We start from the raw sequence: 15,723 nt of genomic DNA on the forward strand, positions 1-15,723 counted from the left end.
GAATGAATCGGGATTCAATGATACCACAAGAGGGGGGGGTTCAAATCCTGAGTTCAAATGACAAACCCACGATTGAACCAGAGACTCTTTGATTTTGCATCATGCCGCTTTCGGTACTTTTGCGGAGGTTTACTCCACTTAAAAGCATTGCTGAGCAATACTTTCAGGTGAATTTATACCTATTACCCAGAAAGAGACCCAGAAAGAACAAATAAAGGAGAACAAGGATAAAGCGCTGTTTTACCCATTCTGCTAAATTAAAGCTATGCTGTTGCTTTTAGTGGCATAGAAAGGCACTATTTATCTGGGGTTTTTTCTGGGTAAGATTAAAAAAATGGCTATAAGCTATTGTTTTTTAATGGTGGTTCTTTGTCGCCGTCTCCACCATTTTCGCTTTAAAAACAACCACCTACGGGTGGTTTTTTTATGTCTGCGATCTGGAATGAAAAACATATTGAGCAGAAAGGACGCAGCTGGCCTGTGCATTAGGCTACAGCAGCAACCATCCACTTAGTCGAGGATGACTAGCGGTTCTCCACTTTATAACGCTCCTGGACAAACCCATTGCCCGATGCGACCGCCTCAATCAGTGTGAGTGACTGCGTTGGATAAACGCCTCCAAAGAGAGGGAGGCCGTCTCCAAGCAGAACAGGGATACGGGTGATGGTGAATTCATCGATCAATCCCTCCTTCAAAAACCCTTGTATCGTCACGCCACCATCTATGTAGAGGTGCTGCATGCCCATGCTGGCCAGTCGCGCCACGATGTCACTGGGCCGCCCTGATTCATGTTGCACTGCACCAGCAAGTTGCTCAGGAATGAAGAGATCCGTGTTGGACAGTACCACCACTTGGATAGCTTGATAGGGCCAAGCGTCAAAAGAGAGCACCTTCTCAAAGGTCTTTCGACCCATAACAATGGCATCGACACTGGCAATGAAGGCTTCATAGGTCAGGCCGGATAACGGCGCTGCATTGTACTCTGGCTTTGCAAGCCACTCGATGCCACCGTCCAATGTCGCGATGTATCCATCAACACTGGCCGCAATAAAAACAGAACATTGGATCGTCATTGACCCTCCTTTAAGATTGTGATTCATCAGGGGCAGGCCGCCATCAGACCGCTTGGCCTACTCTAGGATGATGCAGCGCCACCAGCGCGAGCTTGCGGATCACTCCACCAGTCTCAAACCCTCATAGGCCATCAGTTCCTCGAGGCTGTGCATTTGCCTCAGGGCTCGCAAGCAGCGGGCCAGTCCTTGATGCTCCACCTGACGGGTCAGAATCGATAAACCACGACGCAGGGCCTGGTGCTCAGATTGAGTCAAGGCGCGCCATTGATAAAGCACTGGTAACCAGCCCAACAACGGAAAATCAATCAGCAACTTGAGTCCAGCCAGATCAAGGCGCGGGCCTTGCTCAAGCCGTGCCGCCAGACCAGATTGATCTAAAAACGTCATCCAGCCTGCGCTTTCTGCCTGCGGAAAAGCCTGAGCTGGCAATCTGGCAAGAAAGTGCACCAATGCCGTCGATTGAGGCCAACCAAGCTGAGCCAAACGCTGGCGCGGTGGCTGCTCTAGTGCGGCAGCATAGTCGGCATCTTCGGCCCAGCGACGCGCCAGATCAAGACAGGTGGCTTGCAGCAGAAAAGGGCCAGTCTGTAGCTCTTGTGCAGCGCCAGCATAAAGGCAGGCCAAACGCAGCAAGGTGAGCGCACAGGGCGAATCTTCAACGGCCATCAGCCAGACAGCAGGAAAACTCTCGCGCCAAGGCTGCGCGGCGGGATGCGTAAAGAGTTCAGGCAAGGGGGGCAGTTCTGATAAGGAGAGGGCGGTACGCCGTCCATCGCCCTCTAGACGAAAACAAGCCACATCACGCGCAGAGCTCCCGATCACCAACCCCTGTAAACCCAGTGGTCGCCAGAAGGCACCGCGCAGATGCAACTCTCCTTGGCGGGCGTTCCAAGTGATCAACAGAGCGTCTTCAGGCGTGGACAGTAATTGAGACTGTGGCAGAGCGCTGGGCATGGCTTTCCTCCATCGAGACAGCAGATCCGTAACCACCCAGAATGGGCGGCAGTGAACTCGCTGCTATCTTAACCACAAAGCTGTATCTATATCCAGTAAAAAAAGAAGCGGGGATCAGGGATGAAGCGCCAGATAAAAAACGGCATAATCCAGACTGATCGATAACGAGGAACTTTTATGCGTTTGCTCATGCTGTGTCTTTTGGGGCTGGTTTTTTCTTTCAATGCTCAGGCTGAATCCACGCCTCAGGGGCCGACTCTACTGACTGTCAGTGGCGCGATTCAGCCCACGGCTTCTGGGCAGCCAGTGCGCCACTTTGATCGTGCTCAGCTTGAGGCACTCGAACAAGCCAGCACAAGAACACACACACCTTGGACAGAAGAAGCCCATCTCTACCAGGGTGTACTTTTCCGCGCCTTGATCGAGGCTGTTGGTGCCTCACCCTCTGGCACTTTACGCCTGACTGCGCTGAATGACTTTAGTGCCGATATTCCCGTTGAAGACCTGCTCACCTATCCGGTGATCTTAGCCACACACAAGGATGGGCGTGTGCTGAGAATTCGCGATCGTGGTCCGCTGTTTGTCATCTATCCTTTTGATACCTATTCGCAATTGGAGACAGAGATGTACTACAACCGCTCAGTCTGGCAAGTGCGTCATATTGAATTCTTACCTTAAAGGTGAGCTGATGCCCTCCACCCACTCACCTCTTTCTCGCACCGGCAGCCAGTTTTGGTTACTGCCGGTGTTGGCGATTGTGTTCTTATGCGCAGCGCTCAGCTTAATGTGGGTGCTGCAAAATCAAGAACGACAGATGCGCGCGGCTGAAAGAGATGATGCGCTGTGGGCGGCTTATCAGCTCGATCGTGAGAATCTGAAATTTGCAGCCCAGCTGAGCGAGTATCAAGCACGAGGGCAGCTCTGGGCCAATGTGGATCTGCGTTTTGAAATCCTCTACAGCCGCATGGCACTGTTACAACGCGGCCAATTTGCGCAAGCCTTTGGCGCGCATCCCATCCCGGATGATGCCAGTCATCTGGCCGCCAATATTATTGCGCAGATGGATGCCATCATGGAGCAGGGTGAACAGGCACAAGAGCAGGTCACTGCGCTGCTCAATCTTTCACAAGAGCTCCAAGCCACGACTGAGCCACTGATCAATTTTATGAAGGGCGAGACCAGCCTAATCAACTCAGAAACACGCAAGCAGCTACGCAGCCTGTACCAGACTCTTTTTATTTTGATTATTCTGCTGACGCTGACCATGAGCGGCATTATTCTTGTTCTGATTCGCCACACGATTGCAGCGCGGCAGGCGCAGTATCAAGCGCAAGCGATGACGCAACAGCTGGAGATCACCGCACAGGAAGCCAAGGCAGCCAATCAAGCCAAAACTGATTTTTTGGCGACCCTCAGCCATGAAATCCGCACGCCGATGAACGGCGTACTTGGACTGAGTGACCTGCTACGCGAAACCCAGCTGGATAAAGAGCAGCGCAAGTACACGGATGCTATTTTCAACAGCGCGCACTCATTAATGCAGCTACTGAATGATCTTCTTGATGTCTCACGCCTTGAAGCCGGGAAACTCCAACTCTATCCACAGCCCGTCCAACTGGCGCCCCTACTGGAAGAGACGGTGGATTTCTTTGCTGCAGAGTTAAATCGCAAAACACTGGATTTGCAGGTGGAGCTGGCACCTTCTGCACGTGGCTGGTATCGACTCGATCCGCTACGACTGCGCCAGGTGCTGCTCAATCTGTTGGGCAATGCACTCAAGTTTACCGAGCAAGGTTCGATACGTCTCACGCTTTGGCAAACCGCTGATCGATTACACTGCCATATAGAGGATACCGGCATCGGGATCAGCGCTGAGGCTCAGCAGCATCTGTTTGCCATCTTCAGTCAAGCCGATTCATCGATAGCGCGCCGCTACGGTGGAACAGGCTTAGGGCTTGCGATCTGCAAAGGCATTATCGAGCAGATGGGCGGGCAACTGGAGCTCAAAAGCGAGACAGGCCAAGGCAGCTGCTTCTTTTTTGCACTGCCGATCATACCAACAGAATCTGAAGCTGAGTCCGCACAACAAGCCCAGCACACCACGGACTGAACAGCACAACCCTGGCTGATCAAAAAAACAGCAACCTGCGCCATCTTGTACTAGGCTGCTGCATGGACATCTGTTTTTTAGCGAGGGACGCGCAGCATGCCATCCATCGAATACCTTGAGCCTGCACACTATCAGATGGCGCTGGATCAAGCCGACCTAGAAGAGGCCACCCACCTTCAGATCCAACTGGACCTCAGCGCCCACCCTGATGATATCCACCCCTATATCGAGATGCGCTTTACGCTCCAGTGCCAGTTTTATGCCCAGCATCGCCCTTATCGTGCCAAGGCCAGTATCAGCTATATTGATTGGACCCCGCCCTATTCACCGCTCAGCGCGCCGCTGCAACATCAGCATACCCAGCTGGAGTTCTATCTCACCCAAGCCATCCAGTCTCTGCGCGCACGCTTAGAAGCCAAATTAGAGTGCTCACTCAGAGATCAAGCGGCCTTTCGAGCGGATGCACAGCAGATCCACCAACTAGCGCAACAGCTCTGGCAAGAGGTCAGCCAAGCCTAGGGAACCTAGATCACATCAAAATGCTTCAAATCCTGCTCAATACACGCATCAAGACGAGCCAGATAGGCAGCGCGGGCCTTGAGTTTGGTCTGTGCATGGGCCTTCAGGTTCAGCTGCTGCATCGCTTTGGCGACCTCATCAGCCCGCTGCATCACCGATTCAGCTGGCTGGACTTCATCAAGAAAACCGGCCTGGCAAGCCATCTCAGGTGAGAACATCTCGGCGCACACCACCGCACGATGGAAGAAGGGCGCCAGCAGGCGTTCACGCGCCATTTCAACCCCAGCGTGGTGCATGGTCATACCGATGGCAACTTCGTTGAGTCCTAAACGAAACGGCCCTGCTGCACCAATACGATAATCCACCGACAAGAGCAAAAATGCGCCCTTGGCTATCGCATGGCCTTCACAAGCAGCAATCACCGGCAAGGGAAAGGCCGCTAAACGCCGAGCGAGGCGCGATCCCACGGCGACCAACTCCATCGCAGCCTGCGGGCTTTTCTGCATTTCTTTCAGATCATAACCTCCTGAGAAGATCCCCTGCTGACCCGCCAGAATGACGACAGCCTGATCCTGCTCGGCTCGATCCAAAGCCTGATTCAGCTCAGCCAATACCGCATGACTCAGCGCATTGACCTTGCCATGATTGAGACGCAGCGTCGCGACCCCTTGCTCTAACGCATAATCAACCAGCATCTTGTTCTCCTTGATCTTATTCGAGGTTCAAACACTTGTTTTAAGCTTACCCCAAGTCTTGAACAAAAAGCATCCTTGCTGTTGATCCTATTGCTGACACGCCGTGATCTAGGGGGACATCAAGCCCGTTTGCACGCGCCATTGCGCGGCATAGCGCCCATTCAAGGCAAGAAGCTGCTGATGCGTACCCTGCTCGACCAGCTGCCCGCCTTCGAGCACGACTATCTGATCGGCCTGCACGATCGTTGACAGCCGATGCGCAATCATCAATACCGTCCGGCCTTGACTGATCTGCGCTAAAGAACGCTGAATGGCGGCTTCGGTCTCGTTATCGACCGCGCTGGTGGCCTCATCCAGCACCAGAATCGGCGGATCTTTGAGCAGCGCTCGCGCCAGAGAAAGACGCTGGCGCTGACCACCAGAAAGACGAATACCCCGCTCACCAACCTGCGTGTCCAAGCCATCAGGCAGCGCGCTGATAAAGCCCCAAGCCTCAGCCAAACGTGCCGCTTCGATGATCTCGGCTTCGCTGGCATCGGGACGGCCATAGGCCAGATTCTCGCCAATCGTGCCTTCAAACAGGTACACATCCTGACTCACCAGCCCAATCGCGCCACGCAAGGCAGCTAGGCTGACCTGATCTATCGGTTGATCATCAATCAAAATGCGCCCTGCCTGAGGCTCATAAAAGCGCAACAGCAGCTTCATCAGTGTTGATTTGCCTGATCCCGTTGCCCCCACCAGAGCCAAGGTCTGACCTGCGGGCAAATGCAGGGAGACTTGATCCACCCCACCAGGGCTAGAAGGATAGTGAAAGCTGACCGATTCAAAGCGGATCTGACCTTGCACTGGAGCCGACCAGGTCGCATCAGTCAGGTCTTGAATGGTGACCGGAGTATGCAGCAGATCCAAAATACGGCGTGTACTGGCCATCGCACGCTCAAACAGATCGATCACCTCCGCCAAACCCGTCAAAGGCCATAGCAGACGCTGAGTGAGAAACACCAGTACACCATAGGCTCCTACGTTTAAATCACCGCGCAGTGCTAAAAAGCCGCCCACAGTAAAGGTGGCCAAAAAGCCAGCCAAAATGGCCATGCGGATCACCGGAATAAAGGCAGAGCTGACACGTATAGCGCGTTGATTGGCCTCGACATAGGCCTCACTGACTTGGCGAAGTTTTTCGGCTTCTCGCGCCTCGCTGGTAAAGCTTTTAATCGTGGCGATACCGGCCAGATTGTTAGAAAGCCGGCTGGATAAATCACCCACCTTCTGGCGCACATCGGCATACAGAGGGCCAGCTTTTTTCTGGAAGAAAAACGCGCCCCAGATAATCAGCGGAATCGGCGTAAAGGCCAGCAGTGCAATCAAGGGCGAGAGGACAAAAAAGACCGCGCCCACCGCCACCACCGTGACGCCCACCTGTATCAGCGCATTGGCCCCGCCATCCAGAAAGCGCTCCAGCTGGTTCACATCATCATTCAGCGTCGCGACCAGCTGGCCTGAGCTTTGCGATTCAAAGTAGGCCATATCCAGGCGCTGCGCCTGCTCATAGGTCTCTAGCCGCAGATCTGCCTGTAAACGCTGCGCAAGATTGCGCCACAGAATTTTATAGAGGTACTCAAAGATCGATTCACCCGCCCAGATAAAGAAGGTCAGCACCGCCAAGACCAGCATCTGTTCTTGTGGCGTCACAAAACCCAAACGTGCGACAAAACTCTGCTCCTGATTGACGACCACATCAATCGCTACACCAATCAGAATTTCAGGGGCGATATCAAAAATCTTATTGATAATCGAGCAGCTGGTGGCCGCAATAATGCGCCGCCGATAACCGCGCGCATAGCGCAACAAACGTAATAAAGCAGCAAAACTGCTGCTGGCATGGGAGGCCGTACCCGTGGACATGTCTTTTCCTTTCAATCAAGCCAAAACAACATAAAAAAACCAGCCCTGAGGCTGGCTTAAATGACAACAAAAAGCAATCTCAGCTGGGTTTAAAAGGCGGCCGCAGCACGCGAGGCCTGATCATAGATGCCTGAAAAAGCCCGCATCGCACCAGCTAGGCGATGCATTTCTTCTGGACTGATGCCCAGCGTGGAGAGGGAATCGACCAAACAGGCTTCACGAATTTCCGCATAGGTGCGGCAGGCTTGCTGTCCCTTCTCAGTGGTATGAAACAGGGTTTCCTTGCCCTGTTTTTGGCTGGTTACTAGCTCTAGACGCATCAGTTTTTTCAGTGCGTAGCTGACGGTGTGGCTATCTTCTACATTCAACACCAGGCAGATATCGGAGAGCTTTTTCGGCCTTTGGCGATGGTTCACACTATGCACCACCAGCACATCCAGCGGACTCAGCTCGGAGTAGCCAGCGGCGGTCATGCAGCGCACGATCCAGCGGTTAAAGGCATGGCCTGAGATAATCAGGCCAAACTCAAACTCGGATAGCTCTCGCGCCTGATGCGAAAGATGCTCGGAAGAAACGATTGGCCCTAGGCTCTCACGCGTTTTTTTGCCAGCCATATTAGTTTGTCATTGCCTCTGGTAGGTAGGTCACAATTTCTGGGAAGAGAGTGATGATCACGATACCCAGCAGCATCAGCAAGAAGAAGGGCAGCGCAGCCTTAGCAATCTGCATAATATTCTTGCCGGTGAGTCCTTGTAGCACAAACAGATTAAACCCAACTGGCGGTGTGATCTGCGACATTTCTACCACAATCACCAGATAAATCCCAAACCAGATCAGATTAAATCCTGCCGCCTCGACCATCGGTAACATGATCGCAGTGGTCAACACCACCACAGAAATACCATCCAGAAAGCAGCCCAACACAATAAAGAACAGCGTGAGGGCCACCAGCAGCATCCAAGGCGATAGCTCATAACCGGCAATCAAGGCCGCCAACTCAGCCGGCATGCGCGTAAAGCCCATCGCCGCAGTGAGGAAGGAGGCACCGGCCAGAATAAAGGCGATCATGCACGAGGTCTTTACCGTGCCCAACAAGCCTTCATGAAAGTTGCTCCAGTTGAGGCTGCCAGAAAAATGCGCAATCAACAAAGAAAGCACCACACCCACGGCGGCGGCTTCAGTGGGCGAAGCAATACCGGTATAAATTGAGCCTATCACCCCCACAATCATCAGCAGCATCGGCAGCAGACGGCGTGAACGGCGGAACTTTTCACGCAAGGGCAGAGCTGGCTCTGCGGCAGGAACACGCTCAGGATTCAACCAAGACCAGATCATGATATAGGCCGCAAAAAGGCTGATCAGCATCAAGCCAGGAAAGACCCCGGCCAGAAACAGGCGCGCAATCGATTGGTCAGTGGCAACGGCAAAGACAATCAGAATAATCGAAGGTGGAATCAGCAAGCCAAGCGTGGCTGAGCCTGCCAGAGTGCCCAACACGAGCTGATCATCATAACCACGACGCTTCAACTCAGGCAGTGTCATCTTGCCCATAGTGGCGCAGGTGGCCGCAGAAGAGCCAGATACAGAGGCAAACAAACCGCAGCCAACAACATTGGTGTGTAGCAGACGACCTGGAACACGCTGCATCCAAGGAGACAGGCCAGTAAACATATCGTCGGCCAAGCGTGAGCGAAAGAGGATCTCGCCCATCCAGATAAACAAGGGCAGGGCGGTTAATTCCCAGCTATAGCTTGAGCTCCATACATCTGAGGCCAGCATATCGCCGACTGGAATCGAGGTGAAAAAGTGCAGCCCCAGCCAACCCAGCGCCATCAAAGAAAAGGCGATCCACACACCGCCGCCCAGAAAAATCACCAGTGCAATCAACAGCACAGACATGATCAATAACATAATTGGCTCCGCTTATTCTTGGGCGTGGTCATCCGCCACGTAGGTCTGAGGGCGCAACAGCGCTATCTTGGCGGTTCCCCACCAGGCTTCGAGCAAGGCCAAGGCAAAAAGCAGGATGCCAGCGGTCAGCACACTCTGCGGAATCCACAAGGGCGCACTCAACAGGCCATAGGACATTTCGCTAAAGGTCCAGCTGTCTTCAACGAGGCGGGCCAGAAAAAAAGCCAGATAGAAAGTCAGGGCGACAGCCAAGGTCAAACAGGCCATTTCAACCCAGACGCGCCAGCGAGGCGCAAGACGGCTGATCAACAGCGTGACGCGGATATGGCCGCCTTCGACAAAGGTGTAGGCCAATCCCATAAAGCTCACACCAACCAGCAAAAAGCCAGCGATCTCTGAGAGACCTGGAACAGACCAGCCCAGCGTCTCCAAACCCACCAGGCTCAACAGCACATCCAACAAGCGACAGAGGATTTGCGCGCTAATCAGGGCACAAATGGCCACCAAGGACAGCGCAGACAAGTAGGCCCCTGCGCGATACAGGGGCATCAATTTATAATCAATCATAGTGACTCCTGGGCTGGGAGAACCCCAGCCCTTGGGGATTAGTCTGCTGCGCGATAGCGACGTAGAATTTCTTCACCTGCGGCACCGGCATCACGCTGCCATTCGGCCGTCATGGTCGCACCCACTTCACGCAGTGCGGCATCCAGTTCGGGGGTGGGATCGCTCACATGAATACCATTCTCGCGTAGGCCCACCAGAGCACGCTCGGTTTCTTCACGGCTCATCTGCCAGCCGCGCTCCTGCGCCTGCTCTGCTGCAGCAAACAAGGCCGCACGCGTTTCTTCAGATAAGCGACGCAGCGCACGATCACTGACAATGACCATATTCTTCGGCAACCACAGCTGGGTATGGTTGTAGTGGCTGAGATAATCCCAAGCCTGGGTATCCACACCTGTCGCCGGAGAAGTCATCATCGCCGCCACACGCCCTGTACCGAAAGCCGTGGGGATATCAGGCACTTCCACCTGAGTGGGCACCGCATTCACCAAGCGCGTAAAACGCTCGCTGGAGGTGTTATACGCCCGCATACGCAGGTTGCGCAGATCTTCGATACGCGTGATTTCACTGCGCGAGTAGATGCCCTGAGGCGGCCAAGGCACCACAAACAGAATCTGCAAACCTTGGCGAGCCAGTTCGGCACGAATGGCTGGCTCCGAGGCTTCCCACAGGGCTTGGGCATCTTCATAACTGGTGGCCAGATAAGGCACAGAATCCACATTGTAGATGGCGTTTTCATTCGCCAAGCGCGACATAATCAGCTCCCCCATCGGGACCAGATTACGGCGTACGGCATTTTTGATTTCAGGATGGGCAATCAAGGAGCCACCAGAGTGCACATTGATCTGCAACTCGCCTTCCGTCAGCTCAGCGACATCCGCTGCAAATTGACGAATATTGACGGTATGAAAGGTTCTCTCTCCATAGGGTGTGGGCATATCCCATTGGGTTGTTGCCCAGGCTTGGCTCAGCATTCCCAGCGAGAGCCCACCCGCGATGACAGACTGCATTAAGGCTTTCAGCATCTCGTCAATCCTCACATTGTTTTGTTTTTTTGATTAAGAAGACTCATGTCCGGCACGAGCTTTACAGCAGGTAACAGGGCCAGATTAGTCAATCAACGTGAAATTCGTCAATAATTTTCTTGCAAATTATCGACAATTTGTCTTCAATTTAGTGAAAACATAACAAGATTCTGGAGATAGATTCCATGACTATTCGCCTTAATGCCGATGCGGGAGAGAGCTACGGCCCTTGGTCTATGGGCCGTGACGCCGAACTGATGCCGCATATTCATCTGGTCAATCTGGCCTGCGGTTTCCATGCGGCTGATCCCCACACCATCCGGCGTTCAGTCGCGCTGGCCAAGCAGCTGGGGGTGCAAATAGGCGCCCACCCAGGTTATGCCGATAAAGAAGGCTTTGGCCGCCGCTCCATTCCTCATACGCCTGAAGAGATCTACAACCTGACGCTCTATCAACTTGGAGCTTTGGATGCCTTTTGTCGCGCTGCCGACTGGCCGCTGCGCTATGTCAAACCCCACGGCGCGCTCTACCATGACATGATGCAGCGGCCTGAGGTCTTCGCGGCCTTGGTCGCTGCTGTCGCTGACTTTAACCCTGAGCTGGCGCTGGTTCTGCTGGCCGTTCCTGAGCGCGAAGCCTTGATCGCCCAAGCCAAGCAACGCGGCCTCACCCTCTGGTGGGAAGCCTTTGCGGATCGGGCTTATCTGGCCAATGGTCAACTGGCCCCTCGGGGTCAGGCTGGTGCCGTGCACACCGACCCCGCGCAGATGATGGAGCAGGTCAGACGCATTATGCAGGGCGAGCCCCTGACCACGCTGGATGGGGGTGAAGTGTGTTTACAGGCGGATTTAATCTGCGTGCATGGTGATCACAGCGAATCCATCGCCCTTGTGGGCCAACTGCGTCAAATGATTGAAGCCGCATGAGAGGAGCACAAGGCTTACCACGCCTAGAGCGGGCTGCGATCAATGCTTGGCTGATTCGCCTGTTTGATCAGCTGGATGAGCAGAATCTGGCCTGGATTGCTCCGTTGCAGCGTGCCTGCGAGCAGACGCTGGGAGAGGTACTGGTCGACCTCACGCCTTCCTATACCAGTCTGCTGGTGGAGTTTGATCCACGCCGCGCCGCGCCTGAGCAAGTGCATCAGCAACTCAGCCAACTGCTCAGCCAACTCCAGCCAGACGATGCTGAGCAGGTGCAGCGCGAGCACCAGCTGCCCGTCTGGTACGACCCCAGTGTCGGCCCAGATCTTCTGGCGCTCGAAGAGCGCCTCGGTCAGTCTTGGACAGACATCGTGGCGCTGCATGCCGGCCATCCCTATCGTGTTTTTGCGCTGGGTTTTGCTCCAGGCTTTGCCTTTATGGGCAGTGTGCCTTTGGCACTGCGCCAGCCGCGTCTTCGCACACCACGCAAACGAGTGGCCGCCGGCAGTGTCGCCATCGCAGAACAGCAAACCGCCATCTATCCGCGTGAGACGCCGGGTGGCTGGCATCTGCTAGGACGCACACCCAGCTGCTTATTTGATCTGCATCGTCAACCGCCAAGCCTATTTCAAGTGGGCGACAGGGTGGTGATCGAACCCATCGACCGCGCCACCTTCCTCCGTCTTGGTGGCAATATCAGCGCACAAGAAGTTTAAGTCATGACACCAAGTCCACTCTTTGAGGTGCTACAAGCTGGCCCACTCACGCTGCTACAAGATCAGGGGCGCTTTGGTCTGCGTCATCTGGGTGTCACTCAGGGCGGGCCTGCCGATGGGCTGGCCTTTGCCTGGGCCAATCATCTACTCAATCAAGCGACTCAACTGCCCTGCCTAGAAGTCCTCTATGGTGGTCTGAGCCTGCTCGCTCTGGCCGACTGCTGGATCTCGGTCACCGGAGCCGAATTAGATCTCACACTGGATGGCCGCAACCAGCCTCTTTGGGAGGCTTTCCCCGTACGCGCAGGACAAAAGCTCACCCTGGGTTTTGCACGTCGCGGCCTCAGAGCCTACCTTGCTCTGGCCGGTGGCTGGCATGCCCCCTTGGAAATGGGTAGCTGCGCTGCCGTACCAAGAGAAGGGCTAGGAGGACACCAAGGCGGTGGCCGAGCCTTGGCCAGTGGCGATCAGCTGCTCGGGCGGGCTTCGAATCGCGCACCCAATCATCGGCCCACGCCACCGGCTGCGCTGAAGCAACTGGACTATGTCTTTGCTGGTCCACTTGATCTGCTCCCAGGCGCCCAGATTCACGACTTTAGCGGTGCCAGCCTCTTTGCTGCTTTTAACCAACCTTGGCAGGTCAGCCAGCGAGCGGATCGTATGGGCGTGCAACTGCTCGGGCCGCGCTTAGACTATCGTGGCTCTGGCATGATTTCCGAAGGGATGCCGCTGGGGAGCGTGCAGGTGCCGCCAGATGGTCAGCCTTTTGTGCTGATGCAAGATCGTCAAACGATTGGTGGCTACCCGCGTCTCGGCGCACTAACACCCTTAGCTTGTAGCCGTCTTGCCCAACATCCGCCAGGCAGCCCACTGAGATTACGCGCCTGCACTGAACGCCAAGCGCTGGAAAGCCTCTCAATCTGGCAGCTAGGTTGATCAACAGAGCCTGTCCGCTCCAACCCAAGGCTGCTAATATGGCGCGGTGGACCTGGCTCCCTTTTTTGATTGCGCAACCCATGAGAGAGATGATGACCTCAGCACCCAAAGCAGTCCTGATTTACTCTGGCGGTATGGATTCCTTTACCTTGCTCCATCAACTGCGAGCACAAGGCTATCAGGTCTTCCCTGTCTCTTTTCACTATGGTCAGCGCCATGCCAAAGAACTCCAGGTCGCGGCACAGGTCTGTCAGCAACTCCAGCTTCAGCATCAAATTATTGATCTGCGCGCCATTCAGCCATTGATTAATCAGTCTGCACTCACTGGGGATCAAGATGTCCCCCTGGCAGATTATGCACCTGATAATCTCGCCATCACCTTTGTTCCCAATCGCAATATGATTCTGCTGTCACTGGCGATTGGCTATGCCGTCAATCTGGGTATCGAAGCCTGCTACTATGGCGCACACAGCGGCGACCATGCTCTCTACCCTGATTGCCGCCCCGAGTTTGTTGAACGCATGGATGAGCTGGCCCAGCTGGCGAATCTGCAGCCTGTCTCCCTTCGAGCGCCCTTCCTGCATCTGAATAAAACCGAGATCTTGCAGCAAGGCTTGGCCCTTGGATTGGACTACAGCCAATCCTGGACCTGCTATCAAGGCCAAACGCTTGCCTGCGGCCAATGCAGCGCCTGCCGAGAACGACTCGATGCCTTTGCACGCTGCGGCCACACTGATCCGCTCAAGTATCAAACAGCTTAAACCGGAACTCGGCACCCTATCCATTGCTGGATACAGTAATGTCCATTTTTTGCTTTATTTGACTACAATAGACACAACTGTATCCATTTGGGCGTTTCTTATGAATTTCACCTTTTAATAGAATAAATCTCAATTTAGATGCCATGGTATCCAATGTTGATAAGGCTGAGTATCGAGTATTCGGCATTCAGGTCTAAAAATTTTTTCCCATAAGGTAACTTTGTGTAGACCTCGGGGTCCGCGCAACGCGCTTTTACCATCGCTGAGGTAAATACTGCGTGAAATACAAAGGCATCACGATATTGGTTTGTTCTAACGCTGAAGAGCCTTGTGTACCCGTTAACTTAAAGGTTTTACTGGGTGCACATTTTTCAACGTAGGATGCCAACGATTTTGCTCTTGTACGTTTACCACTTTTGACTTCAACAGGGACGATATCGCCTTCATCGGTCGCCAAAATAAATTCGATTTCGGCACGGGCGTCATGCCATGAATAGCTTGGGTCAACGCCAATGGCAGTGAGCTCTTGTTGCACAAAGTTTTCAGCCACATAACCTTTGTATTCATAGTTTTGTTGCTTAATCTCTTTATAACTACTGCCCAGCATATGATTAAGCAGGCCCACATCAAACAGAAACAGTTTCACCATGTTTTCTTTTTTATAGGCCGCCAACGGAGATTTCGGCAATCCTTCAACAGGGTAGTTTGGCAAAGCTAAGCGGCAGCAGTCAAGCCAATGGATCGCGGTTTCAAAGTCGCTATAACGAGATTTACGCTCATGCACATGCTTAAATTTAAAGCGTTTAACCGACTCATCGCTGACAAGTGATAGCTGGGCTGGAATGCTATTAAATACCGATTCAATCAGTGTGGAATCAACCTTGCCCGCGTACTTACCAAAATCGCGGCGATAACCTTCAACTAAATCGGCATGAATTTTTGTGACTTTTTCAACACGCTCTAGAATGCTTGAATCCTTAAACTGATACCAAGCAGAAACGGCTTCCGGCATACCACCGGTAAAAAAATAGTCAGTGAGTTTATCCATCAATTTAGTGTGCACCGCCGGTGTGCTTGCTTGACTATCAAATGCTTTGATCAGTGCTTGCTCGTTGGATGCGTAAATAAATTCTTGGAAGGTCAGTGGTCGTAAATTGTATTGTTCTACCTTGCCCACAGGGAAGGTGTTGAGCAAACCAATGTTCGAACCACTGGCTGCGACAAAATAGGACGGCGCTTTTTCGGCAAAATATTTAAGCGAAGTTACGGCACGTTCACACTCGCCAATTTCATCTAATATCAGCAAGTCGGTTGCTGGGTTGAACGCTTGGTTGGTTAACAACTCAATGTTCATGACTAGCTCGTCAGGTGACAGTGAGCCAGCGAACGCTTCTTTGTAAGCAGGGTTTTCAAGAAAGTCGATACGAAGGATGTTGGCAAAGGTGTTCCCAAACAACTCTTGCAGCAGATAGGTTTTACCTGTTTGTCTTGCACCATCGATCAATAATGGCTTGCGCACCGGTTGATTTTTCCATGCTATTAGGGCGTTGAGTAAGTTGCGCTGCATTGTCATTTCCCGCCAATTAAGACTGTTAACTGCCTGTAGTATAGCTCAACCTACACTTTTA

General features: G+C 53.4%; 16 protein-coding genes. 7 read left to right on the plus strand and 9 right to left on the minus strand.

Features of this window, described 5'->3' with window-relative positions:
• Nucleotides 1–524: 524 nt before the first annotated feature.
• Both V6U78_RS04305 and V6U78_RS04310 read right to left on the minus strand, forming a co-directional pair.
• The gene (locus tag V6U78_RS04305) at nt 525–1,073 is read right to left on the minus strand and encodes a dihydrofolate reductase family protein (RefSeq protein WP_405337593.1); all 549 of its coding nucleotides are present in this window, start codon (nt 1,071–1,073) and stop codon (nt 525–527) included.
• Between the two features lie 99 nt (nt 1,074–1,172).
• Nucleotides 1,173–2,027: a hypothetical protein gene (locus V6U78_RS04310; protein ID WP_405337596.1), complete on the minus strand. Its 855-nt coding sequence runs from the start codon at nt 2,025–2,027 to the stop codon at nt 1,173–1,175.
• 177 nt (nt 2,028–2,204) lie between these two features.
• Here V6U78_RS04310 and V6U78_RS04315 point away from each other — a divergent pair, with 177 nt between their 5' ends.
• From V6U78_RS04315 to V6U78_RS04325, 3 genes are all read left to right on the plus strand, one after another.
• Nucleotides 2,205–2,705 carry a hypothetical protein gene (locus V6U78_RS04315; protein WP_405337599.1) on the plus strand — a complete coding sequence of 167 codons (501 nt, stop codon included), beginning with the start codon at nt 2,205–2,207 and terminating at the stop codon, nt 2,703–2,705.
• Between the two features lie 10 nt (nt 2,706–2,715).
• Nucleotides 2,716–4,137 (plus strand): sensor histidine kinase, encoded by a 1,422-nt coding sequence (locus V6U78_RS04320; RefSeq protein ID WP_405337602.1) that lies wholly within the window; start codon nt 2,716–2,718, stop codon nt 4,135–4,137.
• A gap of 96 nt (nt 4,138–4,233) precedes the next feature.
• Nucleotides 4,234–4,656, plus strand: coding sequence for a hypothetical protein (locus V6U78_RS04325; protein ID WP_405337605.1), 423 nt, complete (start codon nt 4,234–4,236; stop codon nt 4,654–4,656).
• 5 nt (nt 4,657–4,661) lie between these two features.
• Here the strand turns inward: V6U78_RS04325 and V6U78_RS04330 are convergent, their stop codons facing one another.
• The 6 genes from V6U78_RS04330 to V6U78_RS04355 form a co-directional block, all read right to left on the minus strand.
• Nucleotides 4,662–5,351, minus strand: a complete 690-nt coding sequence (locus V6U78_RS04330) for a crotonase/enoyl-CoA hydratase family protein (protein WP_405337608.1) — start codon at nt 5,349–5,351, stop codon at nt 4,662–4,664.
• Nucleotides 5,352–5,459: 108 nt separating this feature from the next.
• Entirely contained in the window at nt 5,460–7,259 is a 1,800-nt protein-coding gene (locus V6U78_RS04335) for an ABC transporter ATP-binding protein (RefSeq protein ID WP_405337611.1), read from the minus strand.
• An 89-nt stretch (nt 7,260–7,348) separates the two neighbouring features.
• Complete coding sequence (locus tag V6U78_RS04340; protein ID WP_405337614.1) at nt 7,349–7,873, minus strand: winged helix DNA-binding protein; 525 nt, start codon at nt 7,871–7,873, stop codon at nt 7,349–7,351.
• 1 nt (nt 7,874) lies between these two features.
• On the minus strand, nt 7,875–9,170 hold the full coding sequence (locus tag V6U78_RS04345) for a TRAP transporter large permease (RefSeq protein WP_405337617.1): 1,296 nt from the start codon (nt 9,168–9,170) through the stop codon (nt 7,875–7,877).
• Nucleotides 9,171–9,182: 12 nt separating this feature from the next.
• On the minus strand, nt 9,183–9,737 hold the full coding sequence (locus tag V6U78_RS04350) for a TRAP transporter small permease (protein WP_405337619.1): 555 nt from the start codon (nt 9,735–9,737) through the stop codon (nt 9,183–9,185).
• Nucleotides 9,738–9,775: 38 nt separating this feature from the next.
• Entirely contained in the window at nt 9,776–10,759 is a 984-nt protein-coding gene (locus V6U78_RS04355; protein ID WP_405337622.1) for a TRAP transporter substrate-binding protein, read from the minus strand.
• Nucleotides 10,760–10,944: 185 nt separating this feature from the next.
• On the opposite strand from V6U78_RS04355, the gene V6U78_RS04360 reads away from it, so the two are divergent.
• The 4 genes from V6U78_RS04360 to queC all read left to right on the plus strand — a co-directional run bounded on the left by V6U78_RS04360 (nt 10,945) and on the right by queC (nt 14,095).
• Entirely contained in the window at nt 10,945–11,685 is a 741-nt protein-coding gene (locus V6U78_RS04360; RefSeq protein ID WP_405337625.1) for a 5-oxoprolinase subunit PxpA, read from the plus strand.
• Complete coding sequence (locus V6U78_RS04365; protein ID WP_405337628.1) at nt 11,682–12,398, plus strand: 5-oxoprolinase subunit B family protein; 717 nt, start codon at nt 11,682–11,684, stop codon at nt 12,396–12,398. The genes V6U78_RS04360 and V6U78_RS04365 overlap by 4 nt, the downstream gene beginning before the upstream one ends.
• 3 nt (nt 12,399–12,401) lie before the next feature.
• Nucleotides 12,402–13,334 carry a 5-oxoprolinase subunit C family protein gene (locus V6U78_RS04370; RefSeq protein ID WP_405337631.1) on the plus strand — a complete coding sequence of 311 codons (933 nt, stop codon included), beginning with the start codon at nt 12,402–12,404 and terminating at the stop codon, nt 13,332–13,334.
• A gap of 89 nt (nt 13,335–13,423) precedes the next feature.
• On the plus strand, nt 13,424–14,095 hold the full coding sequence (gene queC / locus V6U78_RS04375; protein WP_405337634.1) for a 7-cyano-7-deazaguanine synthase QueC: 672 nt from the start codon (nt 13,424–13,426) through the stop codon (nt 14,093–14,095).
• Nucleotides 14,096–14,348: 253 nt separating this feature from the next.
• Here the strand turns inward: queC and V6U78_RS04380 are convergent, their stop codons facing one another.
• The gene (locus V6U78_RS04380; protein ID WP_405337637.1) at nt 14,349–15,662 is read right to left on the minus strand and encodes an ATP-binding protein; all 1,314 of its coding nucleotides are present in this window, start codon (nt 15,660–15,662) and stop codon (nt 14,349–14,351) included.
• Nucleotides 15,663–15,723 lie beyond the last annotated feature (61 nt).

Source organism: Marinospirillum alkalitolerans (assembly GCF_045055655.1).
Classification (GTDB): domain Bacteria; phylum Pseudomonadota; class Gammaproteobacteria; order Pseudomonadales; family Halomonadaceae; genus Marinospirillum; species Marinospirillum alkalitolerans.

Excerpts from the sequence above, each read along its gene's own strand:
- V6U78_RS04305 (WP_405337593.1), bottom strand. The coding sequence starts at position 1,073 with ATGACGATCCAATGTTCTGTTTTTATTGCGGCCAGTGTTGATGGATAC.
- V6U78_RS04310 (WP_405337596.1), bottom strand. The coding sequence starts at position 2,027 with ATGCCCAGCGCTCTGCCACAGTCTCAATTACTGTCCACGCCTGAAGAC.
- V6U78_RS04315 (WP_405337599.1), top strand. The coding sequence starts at position 2,205 with ATGCGTTTGCTCATGCTGTGTCTTTTGGGGCTGGTTTTTTCTTTCAAT.
- V6U78_RS04320 (WP_405337602.1), top strand. The coding sequence starts at position 2,716 with ATGCCCTCCACCCACTCACCTCTTTCTCGCACCGGCAGCCAGTTTTGG.
- V6U78_RS04325 (WP_405337605.1), top strand. The coding sequence starts at position 4,234 with ATGCCATCCATCGAATACCTTGAGCCTGCACACTATCAGATGGCGCTG.
- V6U78_RS04330 (WP_405337608.1), bottom strand. The coding sequence starts at position 5,351 with ATGCTGGTTGATTATGCGTTAGAGCAAGGGGTCGCGACGCTGCGTCTC.
- V6U78_RS04335 (WP_405337611.1), bottom strand. The coding sequence starts at position 7,259 with ATGTCCACGGGTACGGCCTCCCATGCCAGCAGCAGTTTTGCTGCTTTA.
- V6U78_RS04340 (WP_405337614.1), bottom strand. The coding sequence starts at position 7,873 with ATGGCTGGCAAAAAAACGCGTGAGAGCCTAGGGCCAATCGTTTCTTCC.
- V6U78_RS04345 (WP_405337617.1), bottom strand. The coding sequence starts at position 9,170 with ATGTTATTGATCATGTCTGTGCTGTTGATTGCACTGGTGATTTTTCTG.
- V6U78_RS04350 (WP_405337619.1), bottom strand. The coding sequence starts at position 9,737 with ATGATTGATTATAAATTGATGCCCCTGTATCGCGCAGGGGCCTACTTG.
- V6U78_RS04355 (WP_405337622.1), bottom strand. The coding sequence starts at position 10,759 with ATGCTGAAAGCCTTAATGCAGTCTGTCATCGCGGGTGGGCTCTCGCTG.
- V6U78_RS04360 (WP_405337625.1), top strand. The coding sequence starts at position 10,945 with ATGACTATTCGCCTTAATGCCGATGCGGGAGAGAGCTACGGCCCTTGG.
- V6U78_RS04365 (WP_405337628.1), top strand. The coding sequence starts at position 11,682 with ATGAGAGGAGCACAAGGCTTACCACGCCTAGAGCGGGCTGCGATCAAT.
- V6U78_RS04370 (WP_405337631.1), top strand. The coding sequence starts at position 12,402 with ATGACACCAAGTCCACTCTTTGAGGTGCTACAAGCTGGCCCACTCACG.
- queC (WP_405337634.1), top strand. The coding sequence starts at position 13,424 with ATGATGACCTCAGCACCCAAAGCAGTCCTGATTTACTCTGGCGGTATG.
- V6U78_RS04380 (WP_405337637.1), bottom strand. The coding sequence starts at position 15,662 with ATGCAGCGCAACTTACTCAACGCCCTAATAGCATGGAAAAATCAACCG.